The sequence below is a fragment of the Lysobacter arseniciresistens ZS79 genome, assembly GCF_000768335.1.
Taxonomy (GTDB): Bacteria; Pseudomonadota; Gammaproteobacteria; order Xanthomonadales; family Xanthomonadaceae; genus Novilysobacter; species Novilysobacter arseniciresistens.
In genome coordinates this window covers 109,067-132,878 of the sequence record NZ_AVPT01000006.1, presented here as the reverse complement: position 1 = coordinate 132,878, position 23,812 = coordinate 109,067, and the positions used below count along the sequence as shown (strand labels likewise).

The 23,812-nt window shown below is 68.5% G+C and carries 22 protein-coding genes and 1 pseudogene; 8 read left to right on the top strand and 15 right to left on the bottom strand.

Annotation, left to right across the window (positions count from 1 at the left end):
* Positions 1-104: 104 nt before the first annotated feature.
* The 5 genes from N799_RS05415 to N799_RS05395 all read right to left on the bottom strand — a co-directional run bounded on the left by N799_RS05415 (position 105) and on the right by N799_RS05395 (position 4,466).
* Positions 105-776, bottom strand: coding sequence for a DNA-3-methyladenine glycosylase family protein (locus N799_RS05415; protein ID WP_036209026.1), 672 nt, complete (start codon positions 774-776; stop codon positions 105-107).
* A gap of 2 nt (positions 777-778) precedes the next feature.
* Complete coding sequence (locus tag N799_RS05410) at positions 779-1,156, bottom strand: DUF423 domain-containing protein (RefSeq protein ID WP_052101258.1); 378 nt, start codon at positions 1,154-1,156, stop codon at positions 779-781.
* Between the two features lie 103 nt (positions 1,157-1,259).
* Positions 1,260-2,456 (bottom strand): polyketide cyclase, encoded by a 1,197-nt coding sequence (locus tag N799_RS05405; RefSeq protein ID WP_036208932.1) that lies wholly within the window; start codon positions 2,454-2,456, stop codon positions 1,260-1,262.
* A gap of 172 nt (positions 2,457-2,628) precedes the next feature.
* Positions 2,629-3,270: a response regulator gene (locus tag N799_RS05400; RefSeq protein ID WP_036208929.1), complete on the bottom strand. Its 642-nt coding sequence runs from the start codon at positions 3,268-3,270 to the stop codon at positions 2,629-2,631.
* A complete protein-coding gene (locus N799_RS05395) occupies positions 3,267-4,466 on the bottom strand; it encodes a sensor histidine kinase (protein WP_036208927.1) in 1,200 nt (399 codons plus the stop codon). The genes N799_RS05400 and N799_RS05395 overlap by 4 nt, the downstream gene beginning before the upstream one ends.
* 175 nt (positions 4,467-4,641) lie before the next feature.
* Here N799_RS05395 and N799_RS05390 point away from each other — a divergent pair, with 175 nt between their 5' ends.
* The 7 genes from N799_RS05390 to N799_RS05360 all read left to right on the top strand — a co-directional run bounded on the left by N799_RS05390 (position 4,642) and on the right by N799_RS05360 (position 11,208).
* On the top strand, positions 4,642-5,250 hold the full coding sequence (locus N799_RS05390) for a GNAT family N-acetyltransferase (RefSeq protein ID WP_036208924.1): 609 nt from the start codon (positions 4,642-4,644) through the stop codon (positions 5,248-5,250).
* Positions 5,247-6,032, top strand: coding sequence for a septum site-determining protein MinC (gene minC, locus N799_RS05385; protein ID WP_203225028.1), 786 nt, complete (start codon positions 5,247-5,249; stop codon positions 6,030-6,032). Before N799_RS05390 ends, minC begins: the two co-directional genes overlap by 4 nt.
* Before the next feature lie 76 nt (positions 6,033-6,108).
* Complete coding sequence (minD, locus tag N799_RS05380; protein WP_036208919.1) at positions 6,109-6,918, top strand: septum site-determining protein MinD; 810 nt, start codon at positions 6,109-6,111, stop codon at positions 6,916-6,918.
* A 2-nt stretch (positions 6,919-6,920) separates the two neighbouring features.
* Positions 6,921-7,193 carry a cell division topological specificity factor MinE gene (gene minE, locus N799_RS05375; RefSeq protein WP_036208916.1) on the top strand — a complete coding sequence of 91 codons (273 nt, stop codon included), beginning with the start codon at positions 6,921-6,923 and terminating at the stop codon, positions 7,191-7,193.
* Between the two features lie 38 nt (positions 7,194-7,231).
* Positions 7,232-7,735 (top strand): hypothetical protein, encoded by a 504-nt coding sequence (locus tag N799_RS05370; protein ID WP_052101257.1) that lies wholly within the window; start codon positions 7,232-7,234, stop codon positions 7,733-7,735.
* 114 nt (positions 7,736-7,849) lie between these two features.
* On the top strand, positions 7,850-9,919 hold the full coding sequence (locus N799_RS05365) for a M2 family metallopeptidase (RefSeq protein ID WP_081974704.1): 2,070 nt from the start codon (positions 7,850-7,852) through the stop codon (positions 9,917-9,919).
* Between the two features lie 167 nt (positions 9,920-10,086).
* Complete coding sequence (locus N799_RS05360) at positions 10,087-11,208, top strand: aromatic ring-hydroxylating oxygenase subunit alpha (RefSeq protein ID WP_036209014.1); 1,122 nt, start codon at positions 10,087-10,089, stop codon at positions 11,206-11,208.
* Positions 11,209-11,418: 210 nt separating this feature from the next.
* Here N799_RS05360 and N799_RS05355 read toward each other — a convergent pair whose 3' ends face one another.
* The 7 genes from N799_RS05355 to N799_RS05325 all read right to left on the bottom strand — a co-directional run bounded on the left by N799_RS05355 (position 11,419) and on the right by N799_RS05325 (position 21,499).
* Positions 11,419-12,621 (bottom strand): multidrug effflux MFS transporter, encoded by a 1,203-nt coding sequence (locus N799_RS05355; RefSeq protein ID WP_052101256.1) that lies wholly within the window; start codon positions 12,619-12,621, stop codon positions 11,419-11,421.
* Positions 12,622-12,709: 88 nt separating this feature from the next.
* Complete coding sequence (locus tag N799_RS05350; RefSeq protein ID WP_036208913.1) at positions 12,710-12,982, bottom strand: hypothetical protein; 273 nt, start codon at positions 12,980-12,982, stop codon at positions 12,710-12,712.
* A gap of 119 nt (positions 12,983-13,101) precedes the next feature.
* Positions 13,102-14,262, bottom strand: coding sequence for a DUF4268 domain-containing protein (locus N799_RS05345; RefSeq protein ID WP_238978759.1), 1,161 nt, complete (start codon positions 14,260-14,262; stop codon positions 13,102-13,104).
* A 12-nt stretch (positions 14,263-14,274) separates the two neighbouring features.
* On the bottom strand, positions 14,275-17,739 hold the full coding sequence (locus N799_RS05340) for a DEAD/DEAH box helicase family protein (RefSeq protein WP_036208910.1): 3,465 nt from the start codon (positions 17,737-17,739) through the stop codon (positions 14,275-14,277).
* Positions 17,740-17,748: 9 nt separating this feature from the next.
* Positions 17,749-18,738: a Fic family protein gene (locus N799_RS05335; RefSeq protein WP_036208906.1), complete on the bottom strand. Its 990-nt coding sequence runs from the start codon at positions 18,736-18,738 to the stop codon at positions 17,749-17,751.
* A gap of 79 nt (positions 18,739-18,817) precedes the next feature.
* On the bottom strand, positions 18,818-20,722 hold the full coding sequence (locus tag N799_RS05330) for an N-6 DNA methylase (protein WP_052101255.1): 1,905 nt from the start codon (positions 20,720-20,722) through the stop codon (positions 18,818-18,820).
* A gap of 147 nt (positions 20,723-20,869) precedes the next feature.
* Positions 20,870-21,499 carry an HD domain-containing protein gene (locus tag N799_RS05325; protein WP_036208904.1) on the bottom strand — a complete coding sequence of 210 codons (630 nt, stop codon included), beginning with the start codon at positions 21,497-21,499 and terminating at the stop codon, positions 20,870-20,872.
* Positions 21,500-21,780: 281 nt separating this feature from the next.
* Here N799_RS05325 and N799_RS05320 point away from each other — a divergent pair, with 281 nt between their 5' ends.
* Entirely contained in the window at positions 21,781-22,254 is a 474-nt protein-coding gene (locus N799_RS05320) for a hypothetical protein (protein WP_036208901.1), read from the top strand.
* Positions 22,255-22,680: 426 nt separating this feature from the next.
* Here N799_RS05320 and N799_RS05315 read toward each other — a convergent pair whose 3' ends face one another.
* The 3 genes and pseudogenes from N799_RS05315 to N799_RS15910 all read right to left on the bottom strand — a co-directional run.
* Entirely contained in the window at positions 22,681-22,869 is a 189-nt protein-coding gene (locus N799_RS05315) for a hypothetical protein (RefSeq protein ID WP_036208898.1), read from the bottom strand.
* 216 nt (positions 22,870-23,085) lie between these two features.
* Entirely contained in the window at positions 23,086-23,373 is a 288-nt protein-coding gene (locus N799_RS15915; protein ID WP_036208895.1) for a hypothetical protein, read from the bottom strand.
* A 67-nt stretch (positions 23,374-23,440) separates the two neighbouring features.
* Positions 23,441-23,809, bottom strand: a pseudogene (locus N799_RS15910) (TonB-dependent receptor plug domain-containing protein); the annotation flags it as partial.
* Positions 23,810-23,812 lie beyond the last annotated feature (3 nt).

Below are 23,812 nucleotides of genomic sequence, written 5' to 3'. Positions count from 1 at the left end.
ATCGAAGACACAAGCGGCTTCAGCCGCGACCATGGAACCGGCGCGGGCGAACGTGGCCTGATCGCGGCTGAAGCCGCTCCTGCATACGAAATACCCGGGCCGGCCTATTCCTGCGAGCGTTTGGTCGGCGCTTTCGCCCCCGCCGCGCTGTCGGCCACCTTCCACAGGTAGAAGCTCGCGTAGCTGCGGTACGGGCCCCAGCGCTCGCCGCGCTCGGACAGCTGGCGCGGCGTCGGCATCACGTCCAGTTTGTCGACCATCTGCGCGCCCTTGCGGATACCGAGGTCGTCGACCGGCAGCACGTCCGGCCGGCCGAGCCGGAACATCAGCATCATCTCCACCGTCCAGCGGCCGATCCCGCGCACCGGCACCAGCGCGTCGATGATCGCGTCATTGTCCATCGTCGCCATCCGCCGCAGCGACGGGATCTCGCCGCGCTCCTCGCGCGCCGACAGGTCGCGCAACGCCAGCAGCTTGTTGCCGGACACGCCGCAACCGCGCAGGGTCGCGTCGTCGCAGCGGCCGAGGGTGTCGAAGTGCAGCCGGTTGCTGCCGACCGCCGCCTCGACCCGCCCGACGATCGTCGAAGCGGCCTTGCCGCTGAGCTGCTGGAACAGGATCGCGCGCGCCAGCGCATCGACCGGATCGAACGACTTGCGCCAGCGCGGGTCGGCCGCGATCGGCCCGATTCCCCGCATCCAGCGGGCCAGCTTGCGGTCGCGCCGCGACAGGTGCGCGTGGGCGGCGTCGGTGTCGAACCCGCGGACGTGGCGCATCGTCAGCGCGCCAGCCGGTCCGCCGCCCACGCGAGCCAGGCGAGGATCATCAACCCGCCGCCGAGCGGCGCGAACACGGTCGGCGTCCCGAACAGGTGCGCGGCCACCAGGCTGCCGGAGAACAGCAGCGTCCCGACGAGCAGCCCCATCAACGCCAGCCGCGCCGACCAACGCACCGCCAGCGGCGCCAGCGCGGCCATCGCGATGCCGTGGCCGAACGCGAACAGCGCCGCCGACTGCAAGCGCGCGACCGCCGCCGGCTCGACCGCGTGCGCGGCGTAGGCCGACAGCGCGACCGCCGCCGCGGCCAGCACGGCACCCGCGGCGGGCAGCACCCGCAACACGCGCGGAATGGAGTGGCGGGGGACATTCGGGGTCATGCGGCGGCGCTCAGGTGGGATCGCCGCAAGATACCAGCCCCCAAAACGAAACGCGCCGCGGAAATCCGCGGCGCGTCGGGCAATGCATGGTTGCCGGGGCGGCCTACTTGAGCGCCCAGTAGACGACGAACTCGCCGTTCTCGGTGAAGCCGGCATCGATGCCATCGACCCACGCCTCGTACGGGCGCTCGACGGTCTGGTGGCCGCGGGTCATCGCCCAGCCACGCAGCGCGTCGCGCACGTTCGACAGGTTCGCCATGTGGCCCTTGAACGGCACCATCGCGACCGGGCCGGCCGCCACTTCGACCAGTTCCACCGGGCCCTGCAGCTTGATCTCCAGCGGACCGTTGGACGGGAACTCCTTCGCCGAGGCCAGGATCGATGCACCGTTGACGACGGCGTCGGCCGCGGCCTCCTCGCCCTCGGCCTCGTCGCCGGTGGCGGCGTCGGCCTCGTCCCCGGCGGCTTCGTCACCCTCGCCGCTGCCGGCCAGGCGCACCGGCTGGGCGACCTCGAACGCGTAGTTCTCCGAACCGAACTCGTTGGTGATGATGCGCACCGGACCGGCCGGCTCGAGGTTGTTGGCCTCCATCACCTTGTTGATCCACTGCATGTTGTTCTTCATGGTGCGCTGGACGACGTCGTTGTTGCGCTCCACCGCCGCGCCCACCACCAGCAGGGTCTGCGCCGGGCGCTGGCCGATCTGCGGCGCCATCGTCGCGTCGTCCTTGCTGAGCTCGGCGTAGTCGAAGTTCGGCACCGCGGCGAGCATGTTGCTCAGGCGCGACAGGCCGACCTTCATGTCGCCGCCGAAGTTGCTGCCGACGTACATGCCGGCGTAGCGGCCGATCAGGTTCATGCCGTAGTCGACGTCATAGGTCTGGGTGATCTTGACGTTGCGGTCGTTGCGGCCGGTCGGCTCGAGGATGAACTTGGTGACCTTGTTCTTGCCGACCTTGTCGTCGGTGATCCGGAAGGTGACGCTCTTGTTCGGCACCGCCTCGATGATCTCCCAGCTGCCCTCGCCGACTTCCTTGACGTCGGAGTCGTAGCTCAGCGTGGCACCGACGCCCTGCTCGGGGCCGGAGATCTTGAGGTCCATGCCCGGATCGCGCAGCGCCAGGGTGTTCCATTCGTCGAAGCGGCTGAAGCTGCTGATCGTGTCGTACACGATGGTCAGCTTGCGGTTGGTCTCAACCGAGTTCTCGATGTGGCGGCTCGACGGCAGCAGGAAGCCGACGGTGACAAACAGCACGGCCACGATGGCCAGTGAAATCAGGATCTCGATCAGACGGGTCATTCAGGTTCTCCAGGGCCGGGCCCGGGGCGGACGGGGCGCAGACCGGCAATCCTAGCAAGGAAGCCGGGACCGGCGCAGCCTTTCGGGGTCACAAAAGCGCAGCCGGCGGGACGCCGCCCCGATGGCCCTCGACGGGCCACCACGGCCGTGGTGGCCTCGGAACCGGGCCCGGTCAGACCAGCTGCAGCTCGAAGGCCTTCAGCACGGCCCGGGTGCGGTCGCGCACGCCGAGCTTGCTGAGGATGTTGGAGACGTGGTTCTTGATCGTGCCCTCGGCCACGCCCAGCGAATTGGCGATCTCCTTGTTGGAGAAGCCGCCGGCCATCAGCCGCAGGATCTCGGTCTCGCGCTCGGTCAGCGGGTCGGGCCGGTCGAGGCTGACAAAATCGTTGCGCATGTGCTCCAGCCCCGACAGCAGGCGCTGGCTCATCGCCGGCTGCACCAGCGAGCCGCCGGCGGCGACGGTCTGGATCGCGCCGACCAGCTGCTCAAGCGACACGTCCTTGAGCAGGTAGCCCTTGGCCCCGGCCTTGATGCCGGCCAGCACCAGCTGGTCGTCGTCGAAGGTGGTCAGGATGATGGTCGGCGGCAGCTGGCCCTGGCGCGAGAGCGCCTGCAGCGCCTCCAGCCCCGACATCACCGGCATCCGCATGTCCATCAACACCACGTCGGGGCGGACCTGCGGGATCGTCTCGACCGCCTGCCGGCCGTCGCTGGCCTCGGCCACCACCTCGACCCCCTCGGCCAGCGACAGCAGCGAGCGGACACCCTGGCGGACCAGGGTCTGATCATCGACTAGCAGCACGCGGATCATGCACCCACTCCTTCGATTGCGGCGGCCGGGGCCGCCGTGGCCGGCAGTGTCAGGTGCAACTGGAAGCCTGCCTGCGGCCGGGTTTCAATAGTCAATTCGCCACCGTACTGATGCAAGCGCTCGCGCATGCCGCGCAGGCCGTTGCCGGCGGTCAGGCGGTCGGCGCCGCGGCCGTCGTCGCGCGCGGTCATCTCGATCCGGCAACGCTCGCGACGGGCGCGGATCCACAGGTTGCGCGCGCCGGAGTGGCGCGCCGCGTTGGTGATGATTTCCTGCGTGCAGCGCAGCAGCACGTGGGCACGGTCGGGGTCCTCGACCGGCAGCGGCACCTCGATATCCATGTGGATGACGAGGCCCGGCACGTTCTCGGCCAGCGGCTGCAGCGCCGCGGCCAGGTCGATCGCGCCATCGTCGCGCAGCTGGCTGACCGCCTCGCGCACGTCGGTCAGCAGCAGCTTGGCCAGCGTGTGGGCCTGGGTGACGTGCTCGCGGGCGCGGCCGTCGACGAGGTGGCCAGCGACTTCGAGATTCAGGCTCAGCGCGGTCAGGTGGTGGCCGAGCAGGTCGTGCAGTTCGCGGGAGATCCGGGTGCGCTCGTTGACCCGGGCGCTTTCGGCCAGCAGCAGCCGGGTTGCGCGCAGCTCGGCGTTGAGCCGGCGCTGCTCCTCGCGCGCCTGCGCCTGCTGCATCGCCACCAGTCCGGTGACGAACACCAGGCTGGAGAAGCCCATGTAGGCCAGCGACTGCGCCAGCGCGACCAGCCACGGCATCCCCAGTGTCATGAACACCGGCATGATCGCGAGGTTGCCGCCGATCAGCCAGGCGATGCCGACCCGTACCGGCAGCAGCCACGGCAGCAGCCCCGCCACCACCATCAGCAGGATGCTGCCCAGGCCGGTGCTCGACAGGTAACTCACGCCGATCGCGCACAACGTCAGCACCAGCAACAGGACGTGCGACAGCGGCGAGGGCCGCTGGCTGCCGAGGTCGCGGGTGATCCACCAGTAGGCGGCGCCGAAGCTCAGGTACAGCGCGACCCAGCGCGCGACCAGCAGGTTGAACGGGTTGTCGCGCCCCGTGGGCAGCGCGAAGTCGCCCGGATCGAGCCACAGCTGCACGACCCACGAGCCGACCATCGCCCAGGTGAAAAGACCGGCAAAGCGCAGCAGTCGGCTGTGGTTCAGGCGGCTCAACATGGCCCGATGCTATCGGCATTCCGCGCCGGCCGGTGCCCCCGAAAGTCATGCCTGAATGCGGGCCGGCGGCCCTCCCCGGCCCAGCCTCCGCAGTCGCCGCGGCCCGGCCCGCGTGCGATAATCGCCGATGCCGCGCGACCACCGCGCAGCGCACGCAGAACCTCTGGAGCCCGGAATGTCGATCGTCGTCCGCGACGTGCGCGAGCACGAGCTGGATTCCGTCCTTGCCCTGAACAACGCCGCCGGCCCCGTGATCCTCCCGCTGGATTCGGCCCGGTTGCGCCACTTCTACGAAACCGCCGAATACTTCCGCGTCGCCGAGCGCGAAGGAACCCTGGCCGGCTTCCTGATCGGCGTCGGCAGCGATGCCGAGCACGACAGCCGCAACTTCCAGTGGTTCCGCGACCGCTACCCGCACTTCTTCTACATCGACCGCGTGGTCGTCGCCAGCCGCCGGCGTGGCGGCGGTGTCGGCCGCGCGTTCTACGCCGACGTGCAGAGCCACGCCGAGCTGCGCTACCCGCTGGTCACCTGCGAGGTCTTCCTCGAGGGCGTCACCGACCCGGTGCTGCTGTTCCACGGCAGCTTCGGCTTCCGCGAGGTGGGCCAGCGCGTGCTGGTGCGCAACGGCATGCGCGCGGCGATGCTGATGAAGGAACTCTGCAGCTACCCGTGGGTGCGCGACAACTACGGCGGCAACCTGCCCGACGTCCCCTGGATCACCCAGCGCCACGTCCTCGACGCACGCCTCGCACCGCGCCCGACCGGGACCGGCGGTCCGTGAGCGCGGCCGGGATGGACTACGAGCCGGCCGGCGAACTGAAGATCGGCCAGGTCGGCATCGCCAACCTCCGCATCCGCACGCTCGACATCGACCGCCTGACGGCCGAGATGGCCGACCGCGTCCGGCGCGCCCCAAACCTGTTCCGCCGCGGTGCGGTGGTGGTCGATTTCGGCGGACTGTCGCAGACGCCCGACGCCAGCACGGCGCGCGCCCTGCTGGACGGGCTGCGCCAGGCCGGCGTGCTGCCGGTGGCGCTGGCCTACGGGTCGAGCGACACCGAGCGCCTCGCCGAGGCCCTCGGCCTGCCGCTGCTGGCCAAGTTCCGCGCCCAGTACGAGCGTGCCGGCGGCGAACCCGAGCCGGCTCCGGCCCCCGCGGCCGCCCCCGCCCGCGCCGCGCCGCGCGATGCCACACCGCCACCCGCACCCGCCGCCGCGGCCAGCGCCGCCCCCGGGCTGGTCCACGCCGCGCTGGTGCGCTCCGGCCAGCAGCTCTACGCCGACAACCGCGACCTGACCATCCTGACCGCGGTCGGCGCCGGCGCCGAGGTCATCGCCGACGGCTCGGTCCACATCTACGGCCCCTTGCGCGGCCGCGCCCTGGCCGGCGCGCAGGGCAACGAGCAGGCCCGCATCTTCTGCCGCGAGTTCCACGCCGAGCTGGTCGCCATCGCCGGCCACTACAAGGTGCTCGAGGAGATCCCGCGGGAGCTGCGCGGCAAGGCCGTGCAGGTCTGGCTCGAGGACGGGCAACTGCACATCGCCGCGCTGGACACACCTTGAGCCACAAAACGGGCATCCTGTCACGCGGGATCCGTCCAACCCATCGAGCAACACCCCATCATCGGAGGATCAGAACTTGGCCGAAATCATCGTAGTCACCTCGGGCAAGGGCGGCGTCGGCAAGACCACGACCAGCGCCTCCCTTGCCTGCGGTCTCGCGCGCCGCGGCCACAAAGTCGCCGTCATCGACTTCGACGTCGGCCTGCGCAACCTCGACCTGATCATGGGCTGCGAGCGCCGCGTGGTGTACGACTTCGTCAACGTGGTCAACGGCGAGTCCACCCTCAAGCAGTCGCTGATCAAGGACAAGCGCTTCGAGAACCTCTACGTGCTGGCCGCGTCGCAGACCCGCGACAAGGACGCACTGACCAAGGAAGGCGTGCAGAAGGTGCTGGAAGACCTCGCCGCCGACGGCTTCGACTACATCGTCGCCGACTCCCCGGCCGGGATCGAGAAGGGCGCGTTCCTGGCGATGTACTTCGCCGACCAGGCCGTCGTCGTGGTCAACCCGGAAGTCTCCTCGGTGCGCGACTCCGACCGCATCCTCGGCCTGCTGGCGAGCAAGACCCGCCGCGCCGAGAACGGCGAGCGCGTCAAGGAGCACCTGCTGCTGACCCGCTACAGCCCCAGGCGCGTGGAATCCGGCGAGATGCTGAGCGTCGGCGACGTCGAGGAGATCCTCGGCCTCAAGACCGTCGGCGTGATCCCCGAGTCCAGCGACGTCCTGCACGCCTCCAACAAGGGCGAGCCGGTGATCCTCGATGCCGAGTCCGACGCCGCCCAGGCCTACGACGACGCGGTCGCCCGCCTGCTCGGCGACACCCGCCCGATGCGCTTCGTCACACCCGAGAAGAAGGGCTTCTTCAGCAAGATGTTCGGAGGTTAGTCATGGGCATGTTCGACTTCCTGCTTGCCAAGAAGCAGACCGCGTCGGTCGCCAAGGACCGCCTGCGCATCATCGTCGCCCACGAGCGCGCCACCCGCGGCGGCCCGGACTACCTGCCGATGCTGCAGCGCGAGTTGCTGGAGGTGATCCGCAAGTACGTCAGCGTCGACGCCGAGGCGGTCAAGGTCGACCTGATGGGCGACGGCGACAACAAGGTGCTCGACATCTCGGTCGCCCTGCCCGAGAACGACACCCGCGCCGTCGCCAACGGCTGAATCACCGGGGCGCCCCTGCGGCGCCCCGCCCGTCCGCGATGCTCACCCTCGCCGACACCGGCTTCGACGCCCCGACCGCCCTGCTCGCCCGCTATGGCCTGCGGCTGGTCCGGGTGGCCGACGGCGAGCCGATCCCCGGCAGCTACTGGGGCGAGTGCGAGGCCGGCATCATCGGCACCGACGTGTTCGCCCGCGCCGACACCCCGGTGCACTCCCTGCTGCACGAAGCCTGCCACCTGATCGTGCTGCCGCCGGACCGCCGCGCGGCCGTGCACACCGACGCCACCGATTCGATCGAAGAGGAAGACGCGGTCTGCGTGCTGCAGGCGCTGCTCGGCGACGAGCTGCCCGGCGTCGGCCGCACGCGCGTGCTGGCCGACATGGATGCGTGGGGCTACACCTTCCGGCTCGGCTCGGCCGCGGCCTACTTCGCCGGGGACGCCGACAGCGCGTGGCAGTGGCTGGCGGCCCGGGGCCTGGCCGACCCCCAGCGGCGATGCGCACGGTTGCCTGCCCCGCCGATGGAAACCGCGGTCGCCTGACCCGCGTCGCGCAGGCCAGGCGTGCCCTTCCGGCCCTCGCTTGCACCTTCACCGGACGCCCTCTAGCCTTCGGAGGTTCGGCGCGACACGCGCCCGCCATGAGGGAGAGACCCGATGAAACCCGTTCGCGCCTTGCTTGCGCTCAGCATCACCGCGGCCGTCGTCGGCCTCGCCGCCTGCGACCGGGCGCCCACCCCGGGCACCGACCGCGCCGCCACGCCCGCCGCCGCCACCGCGCCGAAGGACGAGACCGCCGACCAGTTCATTGCCCGGGTCAACGCCGAGCTCAAGGCGATGTACCCGCAGATGACCGCGGCGCAGTGGCTGTCGTCCACCTACATCATCGATGACAGCAAGCTGCTGGCCGCCGCGGCCAACGAGCGCTATCTGTCGCAGCTCAACAGCTGGATCGAGCAGGCCAAGCGGTTCGAGGGACAGGAAATGTCGCCGCAGACCGCGCGGTCGATCCAGTTGCTCAAGCTGGGCACTTCGATGCCCGCGCCGAGCGACCCGGCCAAGCTGGCCGAGCTGACCCGCATCGCCGCCGACATGGAAGGCATGTACGGCGCCGGCGAGTACTGCACGGGCGAAGGCGAGGCGCGCAATTGCCGCCAGCTGGGCGCACTGGAAGACGTGCTGCGCAACAGCCGCGACTACGACGAGCAACTGGAGGCCTGGCGCGGCTGGCACACCATCTCCAAGCCGATGCGCGACGACTACACCCGCTTCGTCGAGCTGGTGAACCTCGGCGCCGACGAGATGGGCTTCGCCGACGCCGGCGAGATGTGGCGCTCGGGCTACGACATGAGCCCGGTCGAGATCGCCGCCGAGACCGACCGCCTGTGGACCCAGGTCAAGCCGCTGTACGAGGACCTGCACTGCTACACCCGCACCCGCCTGGCCACCGAGTACGGCGAGGACCGGGCGCAGGTCGCCGGCGGCATGCTGCCCGCGCACCTGCTGGGCAACATGTGGCAGCAGGACTGGGGCAACCTGTGGGACATCGTCGTCCCCTACGAGAACGCCGGCAAACTCGACATCACCGGCGCGCTGGAATCGCGCTACCAGCAGATCCATGCGCAGAAGCTCGCCCAGGCCACCGGCGACCGCAGCCCCGCCGCGCTGGCCGACATCGAGCACGAGGCGCAGGAAGCCGCCGCCCGCCAGATGACCAAGCGCGCCGAGGACTTCTACACCTCGCTCGGCCTGCAGAAACTGCCCGAGAGCTACTGGGAGAACACCCAGTTCATCAAGCCGCGCGACCGCGACGTGGTGTGCCACGCCAGCGCGTGGGACATGAACATGGAAGGCGACGTGCGCACCAAGATGTGCATCAAGCCGAACGAGGAAGACTTCACCACCATCTACCACGAGCTCGGCCACCTGTATTACGACCTGGCCTACAACAAGCAGCCGCCGCTGCTGCAGGCCGGCGCGCACGACGGCTTCCACGAGGCGATCGGCGACACCATCGTGCTGGCGATGACGCCCAAGTACCTGGAGTCGATCGGCCTGGTCGACGCGCAGCAGCAGTCGCAGGAGGCGCTGATCAACGCGCAGATGCGCATGGCGCTAGCGAAGGTCGCGTTCCTGCCGTTCGGGCTGATGATCGACCGCTGGCGCTGGGGCGTGTTCGACGGCTCGATCACCCCGGACGAGTACAACAGCGCGTGGTGGGACCTGAAGGCCAAGTACCAGGGCGTGGCTCCGGTCGAGGCGCGCGGCGAGGAGTTCTTCGACCCGGGCGCGAAGTACCACGTGCCGGGCAACACCCCGTACACGCGCTACTTCCTGGCCCACGTGCTGCAGTTCCAGTTCTACAAGTCGCTGTGCGACGCCGCCGGCTACACCGGCCCGCTGCACGAGTGCAGCTTCTACGGCAACAAGGCCGCCGGCGCGAAGCTGCAGGCGATGCTCGACAAGGGCGCCAGCCAGCCGTGGCAGGCCACGCTGAAGGAGCTGACCGGCGGCGAGAAGATGGACGCCAGCGCCGTGCTGGAGTACTTCGCCCCGCTGCAGGACTGGCTGAAGCAGCAGAACGAAGGCCAGACCTGCGGCTGGCAGGCCAGCGCCGACGCGCCGGCGCCTGCCGCGCAGCCGGGCAACGGTGGGGACGCCGCCGACGACGCCCAGGACGACGCCGGCGACAAGGCGGCCAAGTCCTCGGAACCGGCCAAGGCCTGAGTCCTGCCCCGCTGTACCCCGAAAGGCCGGCGCAATGCCGGCCTTTCGCTTTCGGCCGGGCGGCGACGTCTCGCGGTTGCGTGCCGGCGGCGCCGCGGTGGCCTTCGTCGCCCGCGCCGGACGCCGCTCCGCCGCGGCCACGCCCCGTCGCCGAGCATACTCGCCGCATGGACACCCGCACATCCGACCCGCGTGGCGACGCCACCGACCTCGCGCCGCAGCCACTCGACCACGCCACCGCCCTGCCCGCGCGCTTCTACGTCGACCCGGCGATGGCCGCCCTCGACCGCCGCGTCGCCTTCGAACCCGGCTGGCAGCTGCTCGCCCACGTCTGCCAGCTGGCCGGGCCCGGCGACCACGTCGTCGCGGACTTCGCCGGGCTGCCGGTGATCGCCGTGCGCGGCAACGACGGCGTTGGCGGACCGGGCGATATCCGCGTGTTCCACAACGTCTGCCGCCATCGCGCCGGGCCGATCGCCAGTTGCGACGGGCTGGCTGCAAGATCGCTGCGCTGCCGCTACCACGGCTGGACCTACGGCCTCGACGGCGTGCTGAAGTCCGCACCGGAGATGGGCGGCGCGCCGGATTTCAACGTCGCCGACGTGCGCCTGCCGCAACTGGCGGTGCGGGTCTGGCAGGGGCTGGTGTTCGCCTGCGTCGATGAGGCGCGCGCGCCGGACTTCGACGCCTTCGTCGACGGCATCGACGCCCGCCTCGGCGCCGACCGCGGACTCGCGCGCTACGGCCACCACCAGCGCGTCGGCTACGACGTCGCCTGCAACTGGAAGGTCTACGTCGACAACTACCTGGAGGGCTACCACGTCCCCCACATCCACCCCGGCCTCAACCGGCTGCTCGACTACCGCAGCTACGTCACCGAGACCGCGCGCTGGTACTCGTACCAGTGGAGCCCGCTGGAGGGCGGCGACACCTACGGCGACGGCGACGCGCTGTACTACTGGCTGTGGCCCAACACCATGCTCAACATCCTGCCCGGCCGGCTGCAGACCAACCGCGTGGTGCCGCTGGGCGTGGACCGCTGCCGGGTGGAGTTCGACTTCTACTACGCGGTGGACCAGGGCGCCGACGACAGTGGCGAGGCCCGCGCGCGCCGCGACGCCGACCGCGCCTTCAGCGACGAAGTGCAGCTCGAGGACCTGACCATCTGCGAGGACGTGCAGCGCGGGCTGGCGTCGGGCTCCTACGCCCCCGGCCGGCTGAACCCCCTGCGCGAGAACGCCGTCCACCACTTCCACGAACTGCTGCGCAGCGCCTACCGCGACGCGTGACCGCCCCAACCTCGCGCGCCCCACGCATCCCGATCCCTGTAGGAGCGACGTAAGTCGCGACCCGCCGACAACCGGCTTCGCGACGGACACGCGAACACGACGTACTCCGGTCGCGCGATCGCGACTGCGCGTTGAACGCGGTGTTGTTGCCGGGTCAGTGGGTCGCGACTTACGTCGCTCCTACGGCCGTACCGCGTCCGATGGCCGGATTCAGCCCCGCGACACCACCGATTCCCAGCGCCAGAACGCCCAGCCGACGGCGGTGAACAACCCCGCCGCGACCGCCAGCCACAGACCGCTGCCGCTGATCCACGGCGACAGCAGCCCGGCGATCAGCGCATTGCTGACCAGCGCGGTGAACGCCTGCAGCGACGACGCCGAGCCACGCTGGCGCGGGTACATGTCCAGCACCGCCAGGGTCAGGATCGGGAACACCAGCGCGATGCCGAACGCGTTGAGCATCATCGGCAGCACCGCCCACGGCAGCGCCAGCGCGTCGACCGACAGGTTGTAGGCCACGTTGAACAGTGCCGCCACCGCCGACACCGCAAAGCCGATCGACACCAGCCGCGCCCCGCTGATCCGCCCCGCGGCGCGCCCCGACACCCACGCGCCCAGCACCATGCCACCGATGGTCGGCACGAAGAACCAGCCGAACTGGCGCTCGTCCAGCCGCAGCAGGTCCAGCACGTAGGCCGGTGCCGAGGCGATGTACAGAAACAGCGCGCCGAAGTTGAACGCCGCCGCCGCGGCCAGCCGCTGGAAGCGCGGGTTGAGCAGGATGGCCACGTAGTCGCGCGCCAGCCGGCGCGGCCGCAGCACCAGCCGCGCCTCCGGCGGGTGCGTCTCCGGCAGCACCTTCCAGGTGGCCACCAGCAGCGCCAGCGAGAACGCCACCAGGAACCAGAAGATCATCGGCCAGCGCGACCAGCCGATGATCCAGCCGCCGATGATCGGCGCGATGGCCGGCGCCACGCCGAAGATCATCGACACCTGGCTCATCAGCCGCTGCGCATCGTCGCCGTCGAGCACGTCTCGGATCACCGCGCGCCCGACGATCAGCCCGACCCCGGCCGACAGCCCCTGCAACGCGCGGAACGCCAGCAGCGTCGCCAGGTCCGGCGCCAGCGCGCAGCCCACCGACGCCAGCGCGAACACCGCCAGCCCGCCGAGGATCACCCTGCGCCGCCCGATCGCGTCCGACAGCGGCCCGTGCACCACGCTCGTCACCGCGTAGGCGATCAGGTACACGCTGATCGTCTGCTGCATCGCCAGCTTGTCGGCGCCCAGCTGCGCGCCCATCTGCGGGAACGCCGGGAAGATCGTGTCGATCGAGAACGGCCCGAACATCGCCAGCCCGCCCAGCAGCAGGGCGAGACGGCGCAGCGGGATCGGCGACGCGGATGCGGTCATGGGGTCGGGCGTGGGGCGGTGGCGCAGGATAACAACGCCGCCACGCCCGCCGCCTTGCCGGGGCCGCCGCTTTGCGACGCCCGCCCGGTCAGCCCTCTTCCGGCGGCGGCTTCAACTCCTCGGCCAGCTCGTCCAGCTCGGTGATCGCCGCCTCCAGCGCGTCGTGGAACTCGCCCTGCCGCGTCATCAGGTCCTCGATCGTCTTCGACTCGCCGAGCTTCTTCAGCTTGCCCTCGTCGAACTTGAGCCACTGCGCGGTCAGCAGCTCGACGTTGTTCTTCGAGTAATGCCGCATCTCCTTGAGCTGGGTGGCGAGGTCGGTGACGTGGTCGAGCGGGGTCTTCGGGATTTCGTCGGCCATGGGGGCTCCGGGGCAGAGAGACGCACCGACGGTAGGGGCGATGCCGCGGAGCCGGCGTGAACCCGCGGCGACCTCACGCAACGGGCCGGGAGCGGGAGCGCGAAGGGAGTGATGCTTGCTCACAGCTCCGCTTCGGTTGCCTGCTCCTTGACCAGCTCCTTCCGTAGCACCTTCCTCAGCAGGGGGAACTGCGGGTGGAAGGCCGAGTGGAGCCGTCTCAAATGGTCGACCAACCACTCCGTCATTTCGGGCCAACTCTCGCGGTCATGACCGACGAAGGCTTTTCCGAACGATACGTTGGAGGCCTTCTTCTCATCGTTGCGGTGCCAGTCGAGTGGCTCCCCGAATAGCGCCTCGATCTCGCCGCGCCGGGCATATAGCGCGTCGAATAGAGCCTTGTTCTCTTCCCGGGAGGCCCGTGCGATGGTCAACTCCACACGCGCTTCGTCCCGGTTGAAAATCATGGTGTACGGCACGCCACTCAGTCCGGATCCGGCATTCAACCAATGGTCGCGGGTCGGATTCACGTTGGAATAGAGCGACACGTTGGCGTGCTCCAGCGCCTCCAGCGTCTTTTGCCAGAACTCGGCGCGCAATAGATAACGGGTCACCTGTCCGCGCTCGGATGACTGCTCCTCGCTCTCTTTCTCCGAGATGCCGATCATCAGTTCCTCGGCCTCCGGCAACGGGATGACCTGTTCGATATTCAGATAGACGGAATCCCCGTGCTGGAATGGCGTCGCGCGGAAACATTTCACCAGCACCCGGTGCTTGAGCAGCCACAACACCGTCGAGGTCACTTCCTTGCGGAACTGCGCCGCCACCATGATCAGGCGCTGGTCATTGCCTGGATTGACAACAACATCGGCGAACTCCTCCTGGCCGAGGAACTCGCAGATCAGGGCTTTCGCATCCGTCCCCGGCGTCGTCTTGTCCAGATAACGCTGGAAGATCTCGGCGATCTGCGACTTGGAGAGAGTCGAGCAGTACGAGGCGTACTTGAGCGATTGCCATACAACGTTGCGACCGGAATCGTCGAGCTTGTTTTCGATGATTACCAGAGCGCCCTGCTTGTCGATCGCCAGCAGGTCCAGGCGCTCCTTGGTGTCGTCGAATCCGTCGAACTCCTTCTGGATGATGAGCAGTTCCTCACCGAGGGCGTCGGGCTGGTTGGCAAGCCATTCCTGCAGGTGATTCCGCTCCGTATACCCCAGATCGGAAAAGCGCACCTGCTTGAGCTTGCTGATTCGGTTCTTGCCGATATCCACACGAAACATCATCCAACTCCTGAATTACGCGGCCGCCCGCTCGTTGATCTCCGCCACGATCCGGAAGATCGCATCCGCATCCGCGTCGCCGAATGCCCCTTCCACCCCTTCGTAGTGGATCGCGGTGAAGGGCGGCTCGTACAGCAGGCCGGGGTCCATCACGCCACTGCGGGTCAAGTGGTCGATCACCATTTCGACGAAGCGGATCTGCGCGGCGGAATAGCGGTTCTCATCGAGGAACTGCGCAAACGCCTCCTTGGCCGCATTGCGGTCCAGCCCCACCAGCGAGCGGATGAATACCGTCAGCGGGCGCTCGCTGCCGTAGTGCTTCTCGAACGCCTCGCGCCCGCCCACCACCTCGGCGCCGTAGACAAAACGCTCCAGCTCCTCAAGGTCGGTTGGCGTCAGCGGTTTGTTGTGCCGCAGCTTGGCAATCGCGATGTGGTTCTCGTTGGCGCGGATATACGCCTCGACCTTGCGCTTGTACTGGGCAAGGTTGATGCCGGTGCTGAAGCTGCCCAGCTTGACCTCGCTGGCTTCGCCGATCTCGTCAGTCAGCACGGTATAGACCGGGTCGTTCGAGCGCTGATCGATGAAGCGGACCAGCCCGCGGATCTTCCGCCGTACCGACTCGATCATCGGCAGCGTGATGTCCTGCCAGAATGCCTCGGTCTGCAGCTCCTGTATCAGCGCCATCTGCTCGCGCACCATCGGGATCGCCTCGCGCGTCTCAAGTGCGGCAGCAACCTCGATCACCCGGTCACGGTAGTTGAGGAAGGCGCCCGACGCCTTGACCAGCGCCACCTGCAGGCTCGCGCAGACCAGGTCGAACAGCTTCGCGGTGATGTGCTCGGCCTCCTGCTGGCTCGGCAGGCCGGCGACGTGTTCGCGCAGTTCCACCAGCGCGGTTTCGTCCAACGCGTCCCACGTGCCGCGCTCGGTGAAGCGGGTGACGTACTCCAGTTCGGTACGGACGATGAAGTTGTCGTGGTTCATCGCCGCCACCTCGCCGTGCAGCTGGTCGATGACGCCGCTTCGCAACTCGGCCAGCGCCGCATAGCCCGCGGGGCCGTCGGCCGCACCCCCGCTCCGGGCAGCCGCATCGGCCGGCAACAGCGACAGCAGTTCCAGCCGCCGCTTGAACAGCCGCTTGCCCAGCGGCTCGGTCAGCGGCGAGGCGGCCCCGGCCGGATGCTCGTTGAAGTATTCGAAGTTCTGGCAGAAGTCGAAGACCAGGAACTCCTCCTTGTCCCCGCCCGGTCCGAACAGGTCCGGGCACAGGCGCGTGCCGCGGCCGATCATCTGCAGAAACTTCACCTTCGAGCGCACCGCCTTGAAGAACACGAGGTTCACCACCTCGGGCACGTCGATACCGGTGTCCAGCATGTCCACCGAGATCGCGATCTGCGGCAGCTTGGCCACCAGGCTGAAGTCGTCGATCAGGGTCTGCGCGTACTTCACCGAGTGGGTGATCACCCGCGCGAACCCGCCGTTGTACTGCGGGTAGTGGTGGTCGAAGCGCCTGGCGATGAACTCGGCGTGCCGCTGGTTCACCGCGAAGATGATCGTCTTGCCCAGCCTGTCGCCGCCATCGACCTTAAGCCCGTGCTCCATCAGGTGCTTCAGCATCAGGTCGACGGTGTCCTCGTTGAACAGCCGCCTGTTGACCTCCGCCGCGTGCACCTCGTCCGGCGGCCCGTCGTGGTCGCCCCAGTCCAGCGACTCCCAGTGCTCCTGCTCCTCGGGTGGCAGCTCGTCGTAGCGGATGCCCTCGCGCAGGAACCGGATCGGCACCGAACTCGCCTTCGGCGGCACGAGGTAGCCGTCATCCACCGCCTCGTCCAGCCCGTAGGCATCGGTCGGCACGCCGGTCTCCAGCCCGAACAGGTGATAGGTGTCGCGGTCCACCTCGTCGCGCGGGGTCGCGGTCAGGCCGACCAGGTAGCTGTCGAAGTAGCGGAAGATCGCGCCGTACTTCTGGTACACGCTGCGGTGGGCTTCGTCGATGATCACCAGGTCGAAGTGGCCGACGCCGTACTTGCGGCGGTCGCCCTCCATCTGTTCGATCAGGCCCATCATCGTCGGGTAGGTGGACAGGAACACCCGCCCCTCGCCGTCCCTGTCGGTGACCAGGTTCACCGGGCTGGAGTTCGGCAGGTGCGCCCTGAAGGCGTTGGCTGCCTGATTGACCAGCGCCACCCGGTCGGCGAGGAACAACACGCGCTTGACCCAGTTGGCGCGCATCAGCACGTCCACCAGCGCGATCGCGGTGCGGGTCTTGCCGGTGCCGGTCGCCATCGTCAGCAGCCCGGCGCGGCGGCCGGACACCAGCGCTTCGGCCATCGCCCGGATGGCGCGGATCTGGTACTCGCGGCCGGCGATGTCGCGGTTCACCGCCAGCGTGCGCGGGTCCTGCTGCAGGCCGCGCCGCTGGATCGCCAGCTCCAGCTCCTCGCGGGTGTAGAAGCCCTGCACCTCACGCGGCGGCGCGCGGCGGTCGTCCCACAGCCAGGTGCGGTGGCCGTTGCTGTAGAAGATCAGCGGGCGCTGGCCCTTTTCCTGTTCCAGGCAGTCGGCATAGAGCTTGGCCTGCTGCCGGCCCACGTCGGGGTCGGTGAAGCTGCGCTTGGCCTCCACCACCGCCAGCGGCTTGCCGTCGCGGCCCGACAGCACGTAGTCGGCAAAGCCCTCGCCCTGCTGGTTGGGCATGCCGCTGACCGGCACTTCGGCCGAGGCGTTGCCGCCGACCTCCCAGCCGGCCTCGCGCAGCAGCACGTCGATAAAGAACCGCCGGGTGTCGGCCTCGTTGTAGTCGTGCGCGTCCGGCACCGCGATGTTGGCGGCCTTGGCCTCCGCCAGCTGCCGGCGCACCTGCGCCAGCTGGGCGTCCAGCTCGGCAATCGCCGCCTCGCGTTCGGCCAGCGTCGCCGCGGTCTCGGCGATGCGCGCCTCGCGCGCTTCCAGCTCGCCGTGCTGGGCCTCGATCTGCTGGCGGAATTTTGCTTCCTGCTTTTCCAGCTCCTCGCGGGTGAAGGCCACCGCCTCGTCGGCGCGGACCAGCTGCGGGATCTTCCGCTCGTCCCACTCCGCGTCGATGCTCTTGGGGTCGCTGGCGCGGGTGTAGGTGCGGGCCAGCCAGAACAGCACGTGGAACAGCTCGCGCACCAGCCGGCGGGCATCGCCGCTGCCCACCGGGTGGTTGCCGTGCACGGCCTGGTTGCCGAGCTTCTGGATCAGCCGCGCCTTCTGGTGGATGTGCGGCGGCAGCAACTGCTCGAACGCCGGCTGCGTCAGCAGCACGCCGAGGCTGTTGTCGTACGGCATCCGCAGCGTCACGTCATGCGCGTACAGCCAATGCACCGCCTGCTCCAGCGCGTGGCGGGTGCGCATGCAGGCTGCGCGCGGGTCGGAGTACACCAGCTGCTCGGCGCCCCGGGCCGGCTCCTGGAGCGGTTTGAACTCGAACTGCAGAAACCCGAAGTTGCTCACCGCTCCCCCTTACAGGACTTCCCAGTGCCCGCCCTTCTTCGGGCCAACATAGCGGAGCCGCCCGTCGGCCTGCAGCCGGGCGGCGGCGCGCTCCACCGTGCGTGCCGAGCAGCCAAGGCCCCGCGCCACCTCGGCCAGGGTCAGTTCCGGTTGCCGGCGCAGCAGCGCCAGCACCCGTTCGGCCGTGCCCGGCGGCTTTTCCACCGACACTTCTGCCGTCGTTTCTACCGACACCTCGCTGGCGATGGCCTCGTCGAGGCTGTCGGCAATCGCCTGCAGCATGAACTCGATGAATCCGGTGCAATCGCTGCGCGCGTCGGCCTGCGCCAGCTGTGCGTAGTAGTCCTGCTGGCGGTGGCGGATCACCGTTTCCACCGGCAGCCACGCCAGCATCGGCTGCCAGCGCGACAGGACCAGGGTCTGCCACAGCCGCCCCATGCGGCCGTTGCCGTCGCTGAAGGGGTGGATGAACTCAAAGTCGTAGTGGAACGCGGCCGAGGCGACCAGCGGATGGGCGTCGGTGGCGCGCAGCCAGCCCAGCAGGTCGTTGACCAGCCGCGGCACCTGCCCGGCCGGCGGCGCCATGTGCAGCAGCCGGTCGCCGCGCCAGATGCCGACATCGCCGCCGCGCAGCGCGCCGGGGTGGTCCACCAGCCCCGCCATCAACAGCCCGTGGGCCTGCAGCAGGTCGTCCAGCCGGTACGGCTGCCAGTGCTCCATCGCCTCGTAGGCGGCGAAGGCGTTGCGCACCTCGTGGATTTCCTTCGGCGAGCCGAGCACCGGCTTGCCGGCCAGCACCGCGGTGACCTGCTCGACGCTGAGGGTGTTCTGTTCGATCGCCAGCGACGCCTGCAGCGTGCGGATGCGGTTGCTCCGGCGCAGCGCCGGCACCAGCGCGCCGCGATTGGCCGCCTTCCAGGCACCCAGCCGCTCGGCGATCTCCGCGACCAGCGCGGTCATGCGGTGGGTGAGCTGGAAGGGTAGCTGGTAGGCGGGCATTGGCTACTCGAGTCTCGCGTACAGCGGCATTGCCGATACAGGGCTCTCCGAATTCAGCCCCACAAGGAAGAACTCATACTCACGTGAGGACACTTCGAAGCTGCTCAATACTTTCCTTATGCTCGGCCCTAAGCCTTTTCAGCTCGATTTCCAATTCCTGAATTTGCTTCTTCTGTGCCAGCAAATTTCCAACCGCTCTGCCTTGGGAGGATTCCACTTCCAACAAGGGCACATCAAGCTCCCGAAGACGATCAATATTCAACGATTTATTTGTTGCACCGCGCATCATCGGAACTAAAAGTTCATCTTTATGCGCCGTAAGATAATAGTAAATCTCATTTACGGGGACATTAGCGCTCTTAGGTGTCAAAACCGCGGTGATCGACGCCGCATCAAAGCTTCCTTCTGCCAAATGGATCCCATTGATCGAAGCATGACCGTGCCCTGTTGATGAAACAGTCGGAATGCAAAGGGCTGGGCCTGCGTAAGGAGCAGAAACAGACCGCTTCGGAACCATTGACGAGGTGAACATCGGAAAGGGGCCCTCCTCAAGTGCAGACGCGGCAGCGGCTGATCCCTTTGCTATGTTAAAGAGTGATCCAAGCTTTGCGGTACGAACACTCTTCGGATATCGGTGTCCGCTCAAATACATTGGCGGGCAGAGGTCGTATCCGTTGCGCCTAATTTCTTCGACAGGGACCATCCGATGTTTGCGTTCGCTCATGGACCTCGCCCGCTCTTCAGGCTGACTCCAAAGTCGAAGAACCTCTGAAATCTCCGATCCAGCGACCGGGGTTTTTTGCGCATCGTCTGCAAATCCGTCGTTCTCAACCCGATAGAACCATACGTTGTCCGTCTTGCCTCCCTTCGAGAAGACCAGTATCGATGTGTCCACACTTGCATACGGCTTGAAGACCCAATGAGGCAGCTTCACAACGGCCTCCAATCTGAGCTCCTCAATCAACATCTGGCGAATCGTTGTTAGGGCCTTGCCGTCAGACTCCAATACGCCTGCGGGGACTACGACCGCTGCCCTTCCGCCCTGCTTCAACAGGCGGTAAAAGAGCGCAAGAAACAGCACTTCGGTCTTCTTTGTCTTAACGACACTCAGTAGATCTTTCGCGCAGCTGTCGTAATCCAGCGAGCCCGAAAACGGCGGATTGGCGAGGATCAGGCTGAACTGCCCGGCCACGCCGGCATGGCCCTCACTGAGCGAGTCGCGGTTCTCGATGGCCGGGTTCTCGACGCCGTGCAGCAGCATGTTCATCGAGCCGACCCGCAGCATGGTGCTGTCGAAGTCGAAGCCGTGGAAGGTGTCGTGGTTGAAGCGTTGGACGGACTTCTTGTCGGCGTAGATCTCCTGCTGGTGGTGCTGGTGCAGGTACTCGGCGGCGGCGACGAGGAAGCCGGCGGTGCCGCAGGCGGGGTCGCAGATGGTGTCGGACGGCTTGGGCGCCATCATCCCGACCATCAGCTTGATGATGTGGCGCGGGGTGCGGAACTGGCCGTTCTGCCCGGCGCTGGCGATCTTGCCGAGCATGTACTCGTACAGGTCGCCCTTGGTGTCGCGGTCATCCATCGGGATCGCATCGAGCATGTCCACCACCCTGGCCAGCAGCGCCGGCGTGGGGATGGTGAAGCGCGCGTCCTTCATGTGGGTGGCGTAAGTGGAGTCCTCCTCGCCCAGGCTCTTGATGAAGGGGAAGACCTTGTTGGCGACCACGTCGTACATGGCGGCGGCGTCGCCCATCTGCTTGAACACCGACCAGCGCAGGTGCTGCTGCTGGCTGTTGAAGATCGGCGCCTCGATCTCGCGCTGCAGGCGGTTTGCCTTCTTCTCCTTCGCGGTGTGCAGCTCGTCCAGCCGCTTGATGAAGAGCAGATAGGTCATCTGCTCGATGACCTCCATCGGGTTGGCGATGCCGCCCGCCCAGAAGGCGTTCCAGATGTTGTCGACCTGGGACTTGATGGTGCCGGTGATCATGGGTGCCGCTGCCTTTGTGGTGACAGACAGACGCCCGGCGTTGCCGGGCGGGTCAGGATTGGGAGGTGCGGACGATACTCCAGCCGTCCTTGCCGTAGAGGCCTTCCACGCCGCGGTTGCACCGGTGGAGCCATGCCGGCCAGCCCTTCAGGACTGCGCCAGCGGATGCCGCGGAAGCGCACCGGCCAGCTCATGCATCCGCCCCACCACCGCATCCAGCACTGGCGCCACCGCCACATCGCGGGCGGCCATCGTCCGCGCCAGCGATTCGTAGTACTGCAAGGTGCCATCACGGCCACCGGTGAACCGGGCGAACACGGCGGTGCCCACGCCGGGGTTCTCAAGGTCCTGCACGATGGCGCGGGCGTTGTGCAGTTTGTCGCAGGCCGACACCAGCAGCACGTCGCCGCCGGCCTCGTGCAGGTGTGCAAGGTAGGCCTGTTTGCGGGCGAGCCAGTCGCGGCGCTTGGCCTCCGGGTCGGCGTGGCTGGCCTTGCCCTCGGCGGTGCCGTCGGTGCAGGCCCGCACGATGTCCGCCACGCGGCCACCGAACTGCGCGCGGATGATCGGCTCGTGTGCTTCGCCGCAGTCCTCGATCAGGTCGTGCAGCAGGCCGGCAATGGCCTGGTCCTCGTCGCCACCGAACTCGATGACCAGGCTGGCCACGCCAAGCAGGTGGTACAGGTACGGGATGCCGGAACCCTTGCGCACCTGCGCGGCGTGGGCGATGCGCGCGTGGTCCACGGCGCGGGTGAAGCGTTCGGTCAACACGGTCATGCGGATCTCCCCTTCCCTACCCGGGGGCCATCATGCCGCGGGCGCGTCTCATCCGGCGACACGGATGCACGACCCATCGGATAGAACGCGCAACCCGATGTGCGATTTTTCCCACGACCTGTCGCGGCATTTTCCTACAGACACCCCACTCCCCGTCCCCGACACTCTCCCCGCTCCCCCGCCGCGGCGCCCGCCGCCCGCCGGAGCGACCCCTACGGATTTGCAGGCGCGCGCGGCGTGCCGGTCCCGGGGCGACACATGGAACGCAGAAGGATCTTGCCGTGTCCCAGAACATCACCGACTTCTCCCTCGACGACACCCAGCTGGCGGCGTCCGAGCAGGCGATGACCGACCTTGAGACGAACTTGTCCGGCATGGTGGCGATGTCCACCGCGCAGCGCCGCAAGCTGGCGCGCATGGGCGACAAGTCCGAGGCGTTCTGCCGGCAGACGCTGGCGGTGCTGGCGCAGAACCCGCAGGTGGTGCCGCCGAGCCTGAAGCTGGCCGAGGCGCAGGCCGACCTGGAGGCGCTGGACCGGCTGCGCCCGCTTGTGCTGCGCCTGCAGCGGCTGGCCGAGCGCGCCACCGACACCGAGATTGCGCTGGGCAGCGACGTGATGCGTTGCGCGCTGGACGGCTACGCGCTGCTGAAGGTGTCGGGCCGCAATCAGGGGCTGGAAGGGCTGCGCAAGGAGCTGGGCACCCGTTTCGCCCGCACCGCCCGCAACAGCGAGGGCACCCCCGAGCCGGCGTGAGCCGCGCCGCTGGCGGGCCGGTGCCCACCCCACCCTGCAAGGCCGCCCCCGGGCGGCCTTTTTGCTGCCCGCGCGCCGGCGCCGGCCGCGCCGTTTGAAGTGCCGCGGATGGCGAAATAAGCGCCATCGTTGCCACTTGAAGTGGCGTGCGTGGCGAAAAAAGCGGCACGCGCGCCGCTTTGGACGGCATGCGCCGCGCTGCAAGTGGCACGCGCCGCACTCTGCGCGCGACGCGCCGTGGTTCAAGCGCGGCGCGTGCCGGTCGCAGCGCGGCGAACGGCGGTTGGAGCGTGGCGCGCGGCGGTTGAACTGCGGCCGTCGCCGCTGCAAGGGCCGCGCGCGGCGCGGCGCGTGGCATGCGCGGCGGTCAAACCGCGGCGCATGGCATTGCGGGCGCCACGCGCGGCGGTTGCGCTGCGGCGCCCGTCAGCAGGGCCCGCGGTGGTCGCCGTGGTTGAGGTGGCCGTTGAGCGCCTCGCGCGGCAGTTCCATGGTCTTCTTGCCCTTGTGGCAGACCAGCACGGTGCCGCCACCGAACCGGCCGAGCAGGTCCTCGGGAATCACCACGCAGCCCGATGCGGTCACGGCGAGCATTGCGGCCAGGATGTATTTCATGTTGTTCCCCCTGATGGTTGGCGTGCGTTCAAAGCGGGCGATTCTGCCCCACCTGCGCGCCGCGAACCGCGCTGCACGGCCCAGAGCCGCAAACGCGCGGGCCGCCGGTCAACCGGCCGCGGCCAGCCGGCTGTCGGCCGTCGGCAAGGCCGGGGACATCCCTGTCCCCTCAGGCGGCGGCATCCGTACCGCCGCTACCACCTTGCGCCGCGGTGCCTACCAGCGGCCGGCCGCAAGCATCCGCGCCTGCCGGTCCACCCACTCGCGCACCTGCGCGTTGGGCACCAGCCCGCGCTCGTTGGCGGCGTAGTCCAGGCCTTCCAGCACGCGGCCGTAGGGGCCGAAGCCCTGCACGCGGAACGGGATGACGATGGCGCGGCCGTCCTCCTGTGCGGCGCGCGCGACGAAGCCGCGGATGCGGGCCTCGGCGGCCTCGCGCTCCTCCGGCCAGTCCTCGCGCAGGGTTTCCACCTTCACCCGGCGGAACGGCAGCGCGCGGCGCACGGCGTCGGCGCGGGCGTCGATCTGCGCCAGCCAGCGGGCGTTCTCGCCGTCGTCGGCGGGGCCGTGGCGTGGCGCCGCTTAACAGGCCGTCGTTGGCGCTCTCGAAGCCGAGCTTGGCCTCGAAGTGGGCGCGCTCGCCGTCGTCGAGGTAGTCGGACGGGTCCTTGGTGACGAAGGCGACCACGCCGCCCAGTGCATCGGAGCCGTACAGCGCGCTGCCCGGGCCGCGCACGATCTCGACCCGCTTGAGGGTGTCGAGGTCGACGAAGTTGCGGTTGGCGTTGGAGTAGCTGCCGATGGCGTAGGCGTCGGGCACGGCGATGCCGTCGGTCTCGATGCGCACGCGGTTGCCGCCGAGGCCGCGGATGCGGATGTCGCCGATGCCGAAGCGGCCGACGCTGGAGGTGACCGAGATGCCGGGCTCGTAGCGGAACAGGTG